Below are 16482 nucleotides of genomic sequence, written 5' to 3' on the forward strand. Positions count from 1 at the left end.
TCGTAAAATGACACTTGATCAAATTTCTGTTCGGCAAATCAAAGGCGTGAGTGCTCCCAAGGAATTGGAGCTTCACGCCTTTGGCGTGAGAACAGTGGCGGATATACTTGATTATTTTCCATTTCGCTATGAGGATTATCGCATTCGTGAGCTGACGGATGTAAAGGAAGGCGAGAAGGTGACGGTTCTAGGACATGTCCGAGGCATTCCTATGCTGCAGCGATATGGAAAAAGCAAATCAAGATTAACATGCAAGGTTGAGGTTGGGCAGTGGCTCGTGACGGCAGTCTGGTTTAATCGGCATTTTCTGCAGGACCAGCTTGTCATTGGCCGTGAGATTATGCTTACGGGCAAGTGGGAGCAACAGCGCTTGCAAATGACGATATCGGACTCAGAGTTTCCTGGCAGCGGCGGACCGGCCAAATCGGGAACGCTGCAGCCGGTTTATTCGGTAGGCGGAAGCATCACACAGCCTTGGATGCGGAAGACCGTGCGTCAAGCGTTGACGCAATATGGGTCGATGATTGAAGAGATTTTGCCGTTTGAGCTTGTGGAGCAGCATCATTTGATGCCCAGACGCGACGCGGTGCATCGCATTCATTTGCCGGATGATACGAAGGAAGGACTGCAGGCGCGCAAACGATTGGTATACGAGGAGCTGTTTCTGTTTCAGTTGAAGCTCCAAGCTTATCGGGCTCTTAATCGCAAGCGGAATGATGGCATCGCACATCGAATTGAGAGTGAGACGATTCGTCAATTTGCCGCAACCCTTCCGTTTGAGCTGACAGATGCCCAGAAGAAGGTCGTTAATGAAATTTGTGTCGATATGAGAAGGCCGTCCTGTATGAATCGGCTGCTTCAAGGCGACGTTGGCTCCGGCAAAACGGTTGTGGCAGCTATTGCACTGTATGTTGCGGTGAAATCAGGTCATCAAGGGGCTTTGATGGTGCCAACAGAAATACTGGCTGATCAGCACATGCGCTCGCTTACAAAAATGTTCGCAGAGCTCGGAATTGAGGTTGCTCTTCTAACAGGAAGTGTAACAGAGCGCAAACGCAGGGATGTGCTTGCGGGGCTTCAAATGGGCATGATTGATATCGTCGTTGGAACGCATGCTCTAATTCAGGACGATGTTTTTTTTCGGAGCCTTGGGCTCGTCGTTGTGGATGAACAGCATCGTTTCGGTGTCAATCAGCGGAGCGTGCTGCGGCGCAAAGGGATGAACCCCGATGTGCTTACGATGACAGCAACGCCGATTCCGAGAACGATGGCGATTACCGCATTCGGCGATATGGACGTGTCGACGATTCGCGAGCGGCCGCATGGGCGCAAGCCGATTAAGACGTATTGGGTGAAGCACAGCATGATGGAGCGTGTGCTCGCTTTTATAAGGAAAGAAGTAAACAAGGGGCGTCAAGCTTACATCATCTGCCCGCTGATCGAGGAGTCGGAGAAGCTCGATGTACAAAATGCGATTGATCTGTATGTGCAAACGCAGCAGTCGTTTCCTGATTTGCGGGTGGGCCTGCTGCATGGACGCCTTTCAGCTGCGGAGAAAGAAAGCGTGATGGGTGCTTTTGGCGCAAATGAAACGCATGTGATTGTGGCGACGACGGTCGTTGAGGTGGGCGTCGACGTTCCTAATGCGACACTTATGATCATTATGGATTCGGAGAGATTCGGATTATCCCAGCTGCATCAGCTGCGAGGACGTGTAGGGCGGGGAGAGCATCAATCGCATTGTATATTAGTAGCCGATCCGAAATCAGAAACGGGACGCGAGCGAATGAAGGTCATGACGGACACGGATGACGGATTTGAAGTGTCTAAGCGGGATCTTGAGATTCGTGGTCCGGGCGATTTTTTTGGCACGAAGCAAAGCGGCTTGCCAGAGTTTCGTTTGGCTGACATGGTCGCTGACTATGAGCTGCTGGAGCTTGCTAGGGATGATGCCGCTGAATTAACAGGACGAGATGATTTTTGGACGAATGAGTCGTTCGTTAGATTGCGCAGCTTGCTGGAGCAGGATCAATTTTTTCAAGGAGAACAGCTAGACTAGGCAATATTCACCTCCTTTCGGCATATAGTTTAACGATGTGACTGGATTGCCTGATGGAKGTGTCAACGAAGTGAGTTACCAAAACTATGGGATTAAGCCTCAGCTGGTCGAGCGTGTTAAATACAAAATGAAAAACCCTGCTGTGAAGGAACGGATTAAGGACCTGCTAGGAAATGTGACCAAATACGATTTGCAAGACCGGCCAAAGGTTAGACGGCTTGTGAAAGCGGCGTCCGTTATTTTGCAGGAGCAGCTTACGGATACACAGGAAGACCAGATTGTTGCTTTCATTATGGCGCAAAAGATTGACCCGAACAACACGTTTCATTTGCTGAAACTGTGGGGGATGTTTCGCTGACCGCTTTGGTCAGCGATTTTTTTTTATTTGGCAACGAGAATATCGTTCCGCTTGGTTTGCTGCTACCATAGCTCGAGCTGCTCGTCCACTTCAATGCGCTCGATTAAAGAAGAGTCGTCGTTACGGACGCTTCCGACTGCAAGGGAGACAGGGTAAGCTTCAAGCTCATGCGATGAGTACGGCTTAAGGAGTGGAGTGATCATCTTAACGTCCGTTACCGCGCGGTTCAGCCACAGCTGCTCTGCCTCGGGCCGCAAAATGACCGGCATGCGATCATGAACCTCGGAAACGAGCTCGTTTGGCGTAGTTGTTAGAATCGTACAGCTATTTATTTTGGTCCCTTCAGGAGAAATCCAGGTCTCGTACAGACCGGCCATGCTGAATAAGGAGCGGTTCTTAAGCACGAAGCGCATCGGCTGTTTGCCTTGTGCTGTCGTTTTCCATTCATAGAAACCATCGGCAGGGATGAGGCAGCGCTTGCGCTGCAGCGGGGCCTGAAAGGCAGGTTTGCTCGCTGCTGTCTCTGATCGAGCATTCAGCATCTGGAAACCAATTTTTGGATCATCCGCCCATGGCGGCACAAGTCCCCACTTCAGCTCGCCTAGCCGATTATTTTGGCCATCATTTATAATGGTCAGCACCTGCTGGCTCGGAGCTATATTATATTTCGGACGGTGAAAAGGTACCATCGTTTCTTCGATCATATACCTAACCATCAGCTCTTCCAACGTAACCGTGAGTGTATACCTTCCGCACATGGCTGTCATCTCCTTTCTAATGCTTTTATTATACATCGTGAGCGCTCGAATCGCATATGTTGCATACACAGTATGACGAACTGCTCTGTGGCTGATACTGGATACTATAGGGTTTAGCAATGTATAGTCAACGACGCGATAGGAGGAGCACTGACAATGGACAAAAAGCATGAGGGACGGTCTTATCGCCGGACATTCGGTTACTGGCTAGGGCAGCTGCTCGCGCTCCCCAGCGCTGCGTTTGACTATGCAGTCGGCAAGTGGGGGGCAATGAGCGCATCGGATGCGATGATTGCGGAAGCAACACCGCTGCAGCTTTCAGCTTCTTCCGTTGCAAAATTGAAGTATGCATGGTCGAAGCATTTTGAATCTGCTGATGCTTCAGCGGTGCCAAGCTGGAATGAAGAGGAGCTTGCGCTAATCGAACGAATTCGCGCTGAGACTGCTGCTGCCAATCGGAATAATGTGACGAGAACGGAAGCCTATCGTATTTTGTATTTCCGCACTCCGGAGCTGCACTGGGCGCTGCTTGCGCATATGGTGTCCCGTAATGGCGGCTGGAATATGACTGACTTGCAAGGCGAGTGGCTTCCATGGCTGCTGAACTCGGAACAGCGGTTGGCCGTGTTTCGTTTTTTGGAGCAGGCGAATGCATTGATATTTCAAGATGCTTATCCGCAGCTGCTCTTGTATGAACGGAGCAGGCGCGAGGGGAGGAGCTTGTTCCATCTGCTGCCTGCTTTTGGCGTATCCTCGTTTATGGCGCCGGTCTGGAAGCAGTACTGGCGAGATCGCGACGCGGTGCCGCTAACGATCGCATTAATCGTTAATGAGCAGCATTATATCGAGCAGCGTGTTGTACAGCTTCCCTTTTTTCGAGAGAAGGTGCTGCATACGTTATTTTTTGGTCTGCAATCGCTGCTTCAGCTGAACGGGGTTATTTTCCCCTATGGCAATGGCCCGGGAAAAGGGGAAGGAGCGTTTGCGCTGCGGCTCTCTGGTCTTATTTTGGAGCGGTTTGAAAATATAGAAGAGAGAATTGAATTCGGCAAACGTTTATATGCGATGTTATTCGGTGTACCGCGCGTCTATGAAGGAGCTAGATCCTTCGCTGCTGCGGTTAAGCATACAGGCTCGCGTGCCGACTACGCGCCGCATATATTTACGCGTGTACGTCAGCAGCCTCCACAGCCAATTTATAAGGAGCGTCTGCTGGGTGCACGGTTAAAGCCTGGTGCTGAGCCGCTTTACAGCCCAGAGCTTAGTACAGCGTGGAACGATCAGCCCATAGAAATGCCGGAGCCTGGAGATTGGTTTACGTCCGTTGCCGATATTTCGCCTTATTTTCAAAAGCTGCCAATGCCGCATTCTTTTGAAATTACGAATGAATATGGGCTCATGCTTAACAAGATAGAACTCGCTGTTCTTGCGGTGCAGCGTGGCAATAAGTGAAGCCCTGGACTTCGACACTTGTTGGCGGTGCCGGACGAGATTGAGGGAGAAGTGGGAGGCGATACAGCTCAGGTCCTTTACCGTAGCTGTATTGTTTGCCAACAGGCTGCTCTAAACGGTTCAACTCGCCGCTACGAYACCATCGCATCCAAGTTTTCACTTGCGTTTCATTTCGTATTTTGAGTTGCTCCATTACCTCCTTGACCGGTATGCCTGCTATTCTCATTTCAATTGCTTTTGCCTTTATTTCCACTGGATAACTTACTCTTGTTGCCAACGTAAAAACACCTCCAAGGTTGTCTCCATATCTTACGACATGGTTGCATTTTCTTGAAGGTGCTTTGATTTGTCTCACGTTCAGGGGTCAGTCCCTATTCTCATGCAAACACTCTTTCTTATTGAATTAAAGTTTCTATTGCTTGTCGCTGCGCAGGCTTGATATTTATTATCGAGCGGATATTTTGAGCTTTAACTGACGATGCTTCATTAAGCTATCGGAATTCTGTGATGAATTCCACTATAGCCTACAAATATTGAAACGTTTCCAAAATTATTATTGAAACGTTTCCACTTTGGTGTTATTATAGATTTGCTAGAGAGTTTGGGGGTATAAAATGACAAGTATTAAAGATGTAGCAAACTTAGCCGGCGTTGCTGTAGGAACGGTATCAAGAGTCATTAACAGCTCTGGCGCTGTAAAACCCAAGACACGCAAAAAAGTAGAGGAAGCCATTCAAGAACTGAATTATTTCCCAAATGAAGTAGCTCGGAATTTCAAGATGCAGAAATCTAAGATGGTAGCTCTGCTACTTCCAAGCATCTGGAATCCATTCTTTTCTGAATTGGCTTATTACATTGAGGATGAATTGGACCGAGAAGGCTTTAAGCTTATGTTATGCAACAGCGGCGGGAAGCCTGAGAAGGAGCTGTATTATCTGGAAATGCTTCGGCAGAACAAAGTGGCTGGCATTGTTGGCATAACTTACAACGATATTGAGAATAATGTGAGCAATGACATTCCGATTGTAAGCATCGACAGACACTTTAACAAAAGTATTACCTGTGTGACTTCAGATAATTATGAGGGAGGACGTCTTGCTTTAAGGGAGCTTGTGAAAGCGGGAGCAAGGAAGACGGCTTTTATGGGAAGCGTCACTTCTGTTTTTAGCGAAACCATGAACCGTAGACAAGGATTCATTCACGAAGCGGAAGCTTTGGGGATTGATTATATCATCTACGAGAAGCCAGATCCCATRGTGGATGAGAATGCCTTTATTAACGAGTTCCTTAACGAGCATGGCGATGTAGATGGTATTTTTGCGATTACCGATATGCTGGCTGCCAACTATATAGATAAAGCACGAAGGCAGGGGATTCGCATTCCAGAAGATGTAAAAGTCGTAGGTTATGATGGAATTCAGGATAATCCTTATTTTCATCCTATCTTATCAACGATCAGGCAGCCGGTGGAAGAGATGGCACGCATGACAATCAGACTACTTTATAACAAAATCGAAGGTATACCTTTAGACAAGCAAGTGTATCATATCCCCGTTATTTTCAAGCAAGGTGAAACTACATGATTCCATTTGGATTCCATTTGGATTGGAAAACTTCAGCGCATTTGTGTAATGAAATTCTTACTGAAGTTTTTCCCCCTAAATTGGAAACGTTTCAAAAACACTTAAATTACCTAGATCTTATAAATGATTGAAAAAAATCAGCTTAATCGGTTGATTCTTGATATAGATTTACCAACCCAGGTTTCTCTAAATCTAAATTGGAAACGTTTCAAAAATGATTACTTATAAAAGAAAGGGAGAATAATCGTGAATTCAACAACCAGTAGGGGGGATCATCCAATGATCAAACCAAAACATAACATGTGGAGCAGGTTCAAACGTGACTATGAGTTGTACCTGTTTTTATTGCCGGTAATTATTCTGTACCTCGTATTTAAATATTATCCGATGTATGGGGTGCAAATTGCTTTTAAAGATTTCTCACCAAGTCGGGGGGTCTGGGGAAGTGAGTGGGTTGGATTCCAGCACTTTATAGATTTTTTCAATTCTTATAACTTCTGGACCATTATCACGAATACGCTCTCACTCAGTTTCCTTTCGTTGTTGTTTGGCTTCCCGGCTCCAATCATAATCGCGATTATGCTGAATCAGATGCTGGGTAAGACGTACAAGAAATTTGTACAGACAGTGATTTATGCACCGCACTTTATATCTACCGTTGTGCTAATCGGCATGCTTAAAGTTTTTTTGTCTCCAAATAGCGGAATTGTGAATCACGTCATCACCTTGTTCGGAGGAGATCCAATTCTGTTTATGGCCGATGCAGGCTGGTTTCGTCCTCTGTATATACTATCAGGTATCTGGCAGGAAACAGGATTTGCCACAATTATCTACCTTGCTGCTCTTGCCGGTGTCAATCCAGAACTACATGAAGCGGCGATTATGGATGGAGCGAGTAAATGGAAGCGTGTATGGTATGTGGATATTCCAAGCATTCTGCCGACGATCGTTATTCTGCTGATTCTCGCACTTGGCAACATTATGAGCATCGGCTTTGAGAAAGCGTTCCTTATGCAGAGCGATTTGAATTATGCTACCTCCAATATTATCCCAACCTATGTATATGAAATGGGGATTCAGAAGGCTCAATACAGTTTTTCTACGGCAGTTGGCCTATTCAACTCTTTAATTAATATTATTCTGATTTTCACCGTAAACCGGATTGCCAAAAAAATGACAGAAACCAGTCTCTGGTAAGGAGGAATACTTTTGAATTCATTATTGAAGCGAAAGAGCAGAGGAGACGCATGGTTTGACATCATCAATTACTTTCTGTTGACCATCATTATGCTGCTCGTATTATATCCGTTGTACTTTGTGCTGGTTGCATCACTTAGTGATCCCAATTATATCTACTCAGGTGAGGTTTGGCTGTTTCCGAAAGGCTTCACGCTAGACGGTTATGAGCGGATCTTCAGCGATTCCTCCATATGGATCGGATATGCCAATTCGATTTTATATGCAACGCTGGGAACATTAATTGGAGTAACCGTGACTGTGTTTGCGGCCTACCCGTTAGCCCGTAGAAATCTGGCGGGAAAATCAGCGATTATGTGGTTCTTGCTGGTCACCATGTTCTTTAGCGGCGGGTTAATTCCAACTTATTTACTGATTAAGGATCTGCATTTGCTGAATACGATGTGGGCACTTGTCATACCCGGAGCAGGCGGTGTATTCAATATCATCATTGTAAGAACCTTTTTTCAGTCATCTATCCCGGATGAGATGTGGGAAGCAGCCTCAATTGACGGGTGTTCCAACACTAGATTCTTTTGGAGTATCGTCTTACCCTTGTCCAAGTCCATCCTGGCGGTAATGGTGTTGTATCATGTTGTTGGCTTCTGGAATGGGTTCTTCGATGCTTTAATTTACCTGAACGATGAGAGCAAGTATCCGCTACAACTGGTGCTTCGCAACATCCTTGTCCAGAATCAGGTGAACTCCGGCATGATGATCGATGTGGAATCCTACGCAGCCAAGATGCGTGTTACAGAACTGATCAAATACGGTGTCATTATGGTATCCAGTTTGCCGCTGCTCATATTGTATCCTTTCCTGCAGAAGTATTTTGTTAAAGGTGTAATGATCGGCTCGATCAAAGGCTGATGCTTGCAGGATCTTGAAGGGGGGGATGCACAAGAGCAGATGAATACGGAGGAAAAGGAATATAAGATTTACGCTTGCGGAACGAAATAAGGGGAGGTTATGTACAAATGAAATCTTTATTCAAAGGTGCTGGAATTGTAATGCTAGCTGGAGCCCTTGCGGTAAGCGGGTGCTCAGGAAATGGTAACGGGGCAAATAATCAGGCTGAAAGTAAGAATCAGGAAGCGAATTTTAATCAAACCGGTCTTCCGATAGTTAACGAAGCAGTGTCATTAAGAATGGTATCCCCGAAAGCAGCATTGGCACCAGAGTTCTCGGAAATGGAAATTTTCAGGCGTCTGGAGAAGGATACCAATGTAAAAGTTAATTGGGAGAATATTCCTGACACCGATTATGCAGAAAAGAAAAATCTGCTGCTCGCCAGTGGTGATTTGCCGGATGCCTTTTATGCAGCAGGATTCACTGATTACGAGTTAATCAATTACGGTAAAGACGGGACCATTATTCCGCTTGAGAATTTAATTGATCAGTACGCTCCTAATTTGAAAGCGCTTCTCGATCGCCGGCCTGATATCAAATCATCGATCACGGCACCGGATGGGCACATTTACGGGCTGCCTTCATGGGAGGAAAATAACCTTGGAACAAATCCCTTCTTTCACGTTATAAATAAAGCTTGGTTAGATAAGCTCGGCTTGAAGGTGCCACAGACACTGGAGGAATACACGGAAGCTCTGCTCGCTTTTAAAACACAGGATCCGAACGGTAATGGGAAGCAGGATGAAATCCCGTTAAGTTTCATGCATATGCAGTGGTGTATGGATATTGCCGGACTATTCGGAGCATTTGGACTTCCGGATAATCTGGAACACAGGGTCGTCCGCGACGGGAAAGTTATTTTCACCGCGACACAGCCTGAATATAAGGAAGCTGTGAACTATTTCCACGAAAAATGGTATAAGCAGGGTTTGATTGACCCAGAATCCTTCACTCAGGACGCAGCTCAGTATCTGGCCAAAGGTAAAACTACCGATGAAACGCTCGGATCCTATGTCTGGTGGGAAGTAGAAGAGGTTGTCGGTACCGAACGCGCCAAGGATTATGTTCTGTTGTCTCCGCTGAAAGGACCGGATGGGGATCAAACGATTGGACGCGCCAATGGCGGTGGCCCTGGTCGCGGATCTTTTGTAATTACCAAAGGGAACAGCAATCCGGAAATCACGATGCGCTGGATCGACCAGCAGTTTGAACCGTACATGGCTTCTCAAATCCACTGGGGTCCGCTGGATATCGTGTACAAGAAGGACCAAAACGGGAAATTAGTCAATCTGCCGCTTCCTGAGGGAACATCTGCAGGTGAATTCCGTCAAAAGGTTGCTCCGGGATCGGGCGCACCTGGCGTCATTGCTTTTGAAGACTTCGGAAAAGTTGTAGATATGGAACCTCGTGCCCAGCAGCGAGCTGAGGATCTGGAGCAATACTACAATCCATATATGGAAAAGGAAAACTATCCGGGTATCTTCTTCGAGCCGGAGGAACTGGATAAAATCAACAAAATTGAGCCTGAACTTATTAAGTACGTAAATACTCAAAGAGGAAGATTCATTGTGGATGGTGGCGCAGATAAGGAATGGGACAACTATCTGAAGACACTGGACAAGATGGGCCTAAAAGAATTATTGGAAATCTATCAAACCGGTCTGGATCGTTATAATGCAAATTTGAAAAAATAAATAAATAGATGATAGGTGGGGAGAAACTGTGCTTGATGTTATCGCCATAGGAGAAGTATTGATAGACTTTACTCCGGCAGGTCGTTCAGCCGGTGGGAACGAGCAGTTTGAATGCAATCCGGGAGGGGCTCCGGCTAACGTGGTTGCTGCACTATCCCGATTAGGCTCCAGAACAGCATTAATCAGCAAGGTCGGGGAGGATCAATTCGGTTCCTTGCTGCACCGAACACTGCAAAGCAGCGGTGTCGATGTATCTGAAGTATCCTTCACAAATGAAGTGAGCACAACGCTGGCCTTTGTCCATCTGGATGACAAAGGAGACAGATCGTTCAGCTTCTTCCGTAAGCCGGGAGCAGATACATTCTTGGACCCTACGGATGTCCCGCTGGACCGGATTGAAACCTGCAAAGCTTTACATTATGGCTCATTGTCCATGACACATGAACCGGCACGCAGCGCAACCAAAACGGCAGTTCTCAAAGCCAAGGAATCAGGAGTGTTGCTCTCTTTCGATCCGAATATCCGCTTTTCGTTATGGGAGAGCACGGAGGAAGCCAGACAAAATATTTATTGGGGCATGAATTATGCCGATATTTTGAAAATATCGGAAGAAGAGCTTTCTTTTATCACAGGTACCAGCGATGTTGAAAAAGGTTCAATGGAATTGGCGCAGCAATTTGATATTAAACTTGTTGTCGTCACTCTAGCGGAAAAAGGCTGCTATTACCGTATGGGCGGCCAGGATGGATATGTACAGGGGTTTGAGGTCAATGTTATCGACACGACAGGAGCAGGCGATGCTTTTCTTGGCTGCTTGTTATATAAAATCCTGGAAAACGAAAGTTCTTTGCATGATCTAACCGACCAGCAAATGATTAGCATGCTGACCTTTGCCAATGCTGGAGGAGCGTTAGTTACAACACGAAAAGGGGCTCTTGGATCTATGCCGACGACAGATGAGATTAACCAGAAAATAGAGTCCGATCAACAGAATAATGCCGAGCGTTTCAGACCAGGGTTTCATTTCTCGCCTCCCTCCAACTGGGCGAATGATCCGAATGGATTAGTTTATTATGAGGGAAGCTATCATCTCTTTTACCAAAATCATCCTTACAGCAATAAATGGGGGCCGATGCACTGGGGTCATGCTGTAAGTAAGGACCTGGTTCACTGGGAGCACGCACCTATTGCTTTATTTCCGGATGAGCATGGGGCTATTTTTTCCGGATGCTGTGTAGTGGATTGGAAGAATAGTAGCGGTTTATTCGAAGATTCCCATGGACTTGTTGCGATCTTTACCCATGCGGATATCAATCCGGTGACGAGTCAGCCTCGCCAGCGGCAAAGCTTGGCTTACAGTCGCGATAACGGCCAAACCTGGCACAAGTATGAAGGGAATCCAGTCCTAGCAGAGGATGATCTGATAGACTTCCGGGATCCGAAGGTATTCTGGCATCCGCAAAGTGAGCGGTGGGTTATGGTTATTGTAGCAGGAGACCACGCCAGGTTCTACGGATCCACAAATTTGCTTGAATGGTCGCTGACCGGTGAATTCGGCAGTAGTGACGGCTCGCATGACGGCGTTTGGGAATGTCCTGATCTGTTTGCATTGCCAGTTGATGAGACTGGACTATCTAAATGGGTGCTTATTATAAGTATCGGGGATCATCCTGATTGTCCGGAAGGATCGCGTACACAATATTTTATTGGAGAATTCGATGGAAATAAGTTTATAAATGACAATCCTGCTGACAAAATCTTATGGCTGGATCATGGCAGAGACAATTATGCGGGAGTTACTTGGTCGGATATTCCTGAGCAAGATGGACGGCGCGTAATGATTGGGTGGATGAGTAATTGGAAGTATGCCAACGAGACGCCTACCGGTTCATGGAGAGGTGCAATGACCCTGCCCCGCACCTTGTCGTTAACCAGCATGGATGAGGGGGTAGTTCTAACCCAAATGCCTGTGCGGGAAGTAGCGCAGCTGCGCAAGGATTCCATGAGTTGGCAGGCAGTCACCGTTACGCGGGATGTCCCGTTTTTGCAGCAGACAAATATGGATCTGCTAGAGATTGAGGCTGAGATCGATGTCCGGTCGGGGGGCGAGGTGCAAGTTCACCTGAAATCTTCTAGTCAGAGCGAAATCATAATCGGATATGACCCCGCTGAGCAGTGGCTGTTCATCGACCGCTCAAAATCAGGCATAACTGACTTCCACTCTCAATTTGGATGTAAACACGGTGCCGTTGTGGCTGCTGCGAATGGAAGACTGAAGCTTCATATCTGGCTGGACCGCAATTCGGTGGAAGTATACGCGGATCAAGGGAAGGTTGTGCTGACAGATCAGATATTCCCAGACGCACCAATTGAGAAGTGTGAGATTAGCACGAAATCAAGGCAGATTGTATTAGATTCACTTCAGATCCATACTCTTGACTCCATTCATAATCCGGCTGGCACACCGGCGCATACTGTAGGGGGGAATGAGGCATGAGCCGCAAAGCTGACGACCTGGGGTTGATGATGCATTGGGCTTTTGACGAAGGAAACGGAGCAAGTGCTCTAGAGAGCGTATCCCAAGTCCGAAATGAAATTCAATATGTATTTAATCAAGCCGAATTTACCGAACCGCGCAATCCGCAGTGGACACAGGGAGTGGCGGGAGGCAGTCTCCTCTTCGATGGTTACTCAACATACATTGCCCATCCCATGCACGGTGAGGAGAGAAATCCAGTGCCGGTATCTCTTCCGGCACTGAGTATCGGAGTATGGGTGGCGCCGCGGTTCTATGATTGGGGTCATGAAGGCAAACTGACAGCCATTGTAAACCGCCATGATATGGAGCGCAAACAGGGATATCTGCTGGGTATGTTCCGGCACGGCGCCTGGTCCTTTCAGGTTGGGCTGGAAGGAGGGGAATGGAAGGAAATTTGGTCGCCGGACGGCTATGAACTGCCCAAGAATCAGTGGTCTTATGTGAATGCTGTGTTTGATGGTAACGGGGGTGAACTCAAGCTGTATTTGAACGGTAATGAAATCGCTTCGACGGGCTTACCCCGCGGTTCACGGTTGGCAGAGGCGGTCGGGACAGAACTGCTCATTGGCAAGAATAATCACAGCAGCATGCTGGCAGGCGTGTTCAGCCTTCAGATGTTCAGCGGAATGATGGATGAGCTCAAGATTTATAACACAGTCCTTAGCAGGGAAGAAGTGGCGGCTTCGTATCAGCTTGTGCTGGACTCCGCACACGGAGGCGTCAAGCCGCATGTGGATTATGACACGATCAAGCTGGACCGGTCACCTCTGTTGCTGGATCGGCACAGACCGCAATATCATGTCAGCCCACCTGCTCATTGGATGAATGAACCTCATGCGCCGATCTTTTTTGACGGGCAATATCATTTGTTCTATCAGCACAATCCATTGGGGCCGTTCTTTTATCATATCCATTGGGGACATTGGGTAAGTGAGGATTTGGTACATTGGCGTGATATTCCCGTAGCCTTGGCCCCTGAAAAGGATCACTTAGCACCTGACGGAATTTGGTCGGGAAGCGCGACTTATGATGCAGATGGCTTGCCTGTCTTGTTCTTTACAGCGGGCAATGACAGTGCTTCACCGAATCAGAGTGTGGCGCTTGCCCGGAGCACTTATTCCCAAGATAAAGAGCCGGATTTGGTTAAGTGGGTTAAACATCCGGATCCGCTCATCGTACAGGAGAAAGGAATGGGCGCATTCGGAGATTTTCGTGATCCTTTTGTCTGGAAGGACGATGACGGTTGGTATGCCTTGGTCGGGTCTGGAATCGAAGGCGAAGGTGGAGCAGCGCTTGGGTTTGCCTCTAAGGATATGCTGACCTGGACGTACAAAGGGCCATTTTATCAAGCAGATATTCAGAAATTCCCGTATCTTGGGCCTATCTGGGAACTTCCTGTGCTTCTTCCTCTTGGTACTGATAAGCATGGTCATAATAAACATCTCCTATTGGTTAGTCCGGTAGGAAAGGGAGCTGATGTCGAAGTATTCTATTGGATTGGACAACTCGATAAACACAATCTTTCATTTATTCCAGATCAAGTAGAGCCAGAACTGATTGATGTCGGAGATTTCCATTTTACAGGGCCGAGTGGAATGGTGGATCCGAAGACAGGCAGAAAGATTATATTTACGATAGCTCAAGGCGATCGGACATCAGAGCTTGAATACCAATCGGGCTGGGCCCATAATGGTGGATTGCCGTTAAGTGTGTTTCTGAGGGATGACGGGCGGTTGGGAATAGAGCCGATTCAGGAATTAGAGTCTTTGCGTGGTACTAAACTGCTATCGATTCGTGACAAATCTTTGGCTGAGGCAAATCTATCGGTAAGGAATGTTCGAGGTGACATGCTTGAGATTCAAGTGGAACTGGAACCTTGTAATTCTGCACAACTTGGAATTAAAGTTCGGTGTACGTCGGATGGAGAAGAAGAAACGCTGCTGTTTTATGATTTTAATGAAGCTAAGCTCTTGGTAGACCGAACAAAAACGACACTGAATCCGGGTGAAAAGTGTATAGGGATTCAAGGCGGTAAACTGGAACTTCAAGGGGAGAATCTGAAGCTTCATATTTATTTGGATCGTTCCATGGTCGAAGCCTATGCCAACGGTTTGAAAAGCCTGACGACCCGGGTATATCCGAGCCGAATGGATGCTTTAGGTTTAGAGATATGGGGAGATGGCGAACCACTGATTAAATCCGTTGAAATATGGAATATGCAGTCCATTTGGTAACAGGAGCGCTTTGCGCTTCTTACCGCTTTGTTCAGACATAAAGATTTGTATCCTACTAATTGAAAGCGCTTTAATTAGTTGTTCTCCTTTCATGATTCGTTACAATTCATCCTTGTACAAGGAGAGCATCTCGAAATTAGATGTCAAAGTTGCACGAATGAAAAATTATGTAGGAGGCTCTTGAATGAGAAAAATTAAGACTAAAAAACCTTGGATATCCAGAGTAGTGATTTTGGTTATGTTTCTCCAGCTTGTTGCTCCCGTAATTTCGGCAGGCGCTGATCCAGCGACTAACGCAGGAGATGCCCCTCTTCACAAGGAAAACAAGGGATTGTCTGTTACGGAAGCAGTATATCAAATTGTGAATCCTGGTTTTGAAACGGGTGACATGACGGGCTGGACCGTTATCAGGGGGAATGCATTTGGTACAAATAGCATATCAGGGGAATCCACCTGGTGGGCGGAACAAATCCCGTATAACCAGGAAGGCGCTTATCATTTAAACGGCTGGAAGTATGATGAGGCTGCTACTGGAGTACTCCGGTCCAGCACCTTTGAATTAAAGGGCAGCGGTTGGATCAGCTTTAAGCTTGGCGGCGCAAAAAATTCTGGCAAGTTATATGTAAATATCGTGGAAGCGAATTCGGGTCAAGTGATTGCTAGGTACGGTAATAGCGCATTTGCAGACGTTAACTTCCCAAACCCTTCTCAGGGCATGCGCCTTGCTAATATGGAGCAATATAAGGCCAACCTCTCCGAATATCTGGGCAAGGATCTGTATGTGGAAATCGTGGATAATGCATCCACGGACTGGGGAGTGGTATTTGCTGACGCGTTTTTCATGTACCATGAATCAGAGCCATTGGAGGGCATTGTTGCCACAGATATCAAGCCCGATTTTGAACGCTATCAAATCCAGAATCCAAGCTTTGAAACCGGGGATATGACAGGCTGGACGGTTGTTGAAGGTGAAGCGTTCGGCCCGAACAGCGTGTCGGACGAAACAACCTATTGGGTTGAACAAATCCCGTACAACCAGGAAGGAAATTATCATTTAAACGGATGGAAGTATAACGAGACAGCGACAGGTAAGCTTCGCTCCAGCACCTTCGAGCTGGGAGGAACAGGCTGGATTACATTCAGGTTGGGCGGTGGCAAGCATACAGATCAAGTGTATTTAAGTGTTATTAATGCGGATACGGGAGACTTGATTGCGAGGTACGGCAACACTGAATTTAACGAGTCTGGGTTCCCTGATCCAGCACAGGGCTTGAGACTCGCGAATATGGAGCAATATAAAGCCGATCTTTCCAAGTATATCGGCAAGAATATGTATCTGGAGATCGTTGATAATGGATTCTCGGATTGGGGAGTGGTATTTGCGGACTCCTTCAACACCTTCAATGAACTTGTCCCGGAAGATGGGGTCATGGCGGATAACATAATACCGACTGAAATCCAGAATCGCAGTTTTGAAACCGGAGATTTTGAAGGCTGGACCGTTGAAGGTGATGCTTTTCAGGTGACTGATGAAGCTATGGCCGGTAAAGAAGGAAGCTTCTATGCCAAGTCCTCTGAAGGAGGACAGGGCTCCTTGACTTCGGGTACCTTCACGCTTCAGGGAACCGGGACGATTAACTTCACCGTCTTAGGTATTGAC

At 47.0% G+C, this 16482-nt stretch carries 10 protein-coding genes and 2 pseudogenes; 10 read left to right on the plus strand and 2 right to left on the minus strand.

Going from position 1 to position 16482, the window contains the following annotated elements:
• The first annotated feature begins 7 nt into the window (after window positions 1–7).
• Window positions 8–2059 (plus strand): ATP-dependent DNA helicase RecG, encoded by a 2052-nt coding sequence (recG, locus tag AB4Z17_RS19785; RefSeq protein ID WP_441912281.1) that lies wholly within the window; start codon window positions 8–10, stop codon window positions 2057–2059.
• 70 nt (window positions 2060–2129) lie between these two features.
• The gene (locus tag AB4Z17_RS19790; RefSeq protein WP_441912282.1) at window positions 2130–2417 is read left to right on the plus strand and encodes a stage VI sporulation protein F; all 288 of its coding nucleotides are present in this window, start codon (window positions 2130–2132) and stop codon (window positions 2415–2417) included.
• A 62-nt stretch (window positions 2418–2479) separates the two neighbouring features.
• On the opposite strand, the gene AB4Z17_RS19795 is transcribed toward AB4Z17_RS19790, so the two are convergent.
• Entirely contained in the window at window positions 2480–3175 is a 696-nt protein-coding gene (locus tag AB4Z17_RS19795) for an SOS response-associated peptidase (protein ID WP_076268280.1), read from the minus strand.
• A 156-nt stretch (window positions 3176–3331) separates the two neighbouring features.
• Between AB4Z17_RS19795 and AB4Z17_RS19800 the strand changes: the two genes are divergently transcribed.
• The gene (locus AB4Z17_RS19800; RefSeq protein ID WP_441961563.1) at window positions 3332–4627 is read left to right on the plus strand and encodes a DUF2515 domain-containing protein; all 1296 of its coding nucleotides are present in this window, start codon (window positions 3332–3334) and stop codon (window positions 4625–4627) included.
• 67 nt (window positions 4628–4694) lie between these two features.
• Here AB4Z17_RS19800 and AB4Z17_RS19805 read toward each other — a convergent pair.
• Window positions 4695–4904 (minus strand): annotated as a pseudogene (locus AB4Z17_RS19805) (IS3 family transposase); the annotation flags it as partial.
• A gap of 337 nt (window positions 4905–5241) precedes the next feature.
• On the opposite strand from AB4Z17_RS19805, the gene AB4Z17_RS19810 reads away from it, so the two are divergent.
• From AB4Z17_RS19810 to AB4Z17_RS19840, 7 genes and pseudogenes are all read left to right on the plus strand, one after another.
• The gene (locus tag AB4Z17_RS19810) at window positions 5242–6210 is read left to right on the plus strand and encodes a LacI family DNA-binding transcriptional regulator (protein WP_441961566.1); all 969 of its coding nucleotides are present in this window, start codon (window positions 5242–5244) and stop codon (window positions 6208–6210) included.
• 279 nt (window positions 6211–6489) lie between these two features.
• Window positions 6490–7407: an ABC transporter permease gene (locus tag AB4Z17_RS19815; protein WP_441961568.1), complete on the plus strand. Its 918-nt coding sequence runs from the start codon at window positions 6490–6492 to the stop codon at window positions 7405–7407.
• 12 nt (window positions 7408–7419) lie between these two features.
• Window positions 7420–8316 carry a carbohydrate ABC transporter permease gene (locus tag AB4Z17_RS19820; protein WP_141501059.1) on the plus strand — a complete coding sequence of 299 codons (897 nt, stop codon included), beginning with the start codon at window positions 7420–7422 and terminating at the stop codon, window positions 8314–8316.
• Between the two features lie 107 nt (window positions 8317–8423).
• Window positions 8424–10049, plus strand: coding sequence for an ABC transporter substrate-binding protein (locus tag AB4Z17_RS19825; RefSeq protein WP_441912286.1), 1626 nt, complete (start codon window positions 8424–8426; stop codon window positions 10047–10049).
• Between the two features lie 28 nt (window positions 10050–10077).
• Complete coding sequence (locus AB4Z17_RS19830; RefSeq protein ID WP_441961570.1) at window positions 10078–12546, plus strand: PfkB family carbohydrate kinase; 2469 nt, start codon at window positions 10078–10080, stop codon at window positions 12544–12546.
• Complete coding sequence (locus tag AB4Z17_RS19835) at window positions 12543–14822, plus strand: GH32 C-terminal domain-containing protein (protein ID WP_441961572.1); 2280 nt, start codon at window positions 12543–12545, stop codon at window positions 14820–14822. Before AB4Z17_RS19830 ends, AB4Z17_RS19835 begins: the two co-directional genes overlap by 4 nt.
• Window positions 14823–15006: 184 nt before the next feature.
• Window positions 15007–16482: pseudogene (locus AB4Z17_RS19840) on the plus strand (hypothetical protein); the annotation flags it as partial.

It is taken from the genome of Paenibacillus sp. TAF43_2 (genome assembly GCF_052113545.1).
Classification (GTDB): Bacteria; Bacillota; Bacilli; order Paenibacillales; family Paenibacillaceae; genus Pristimantibacillus.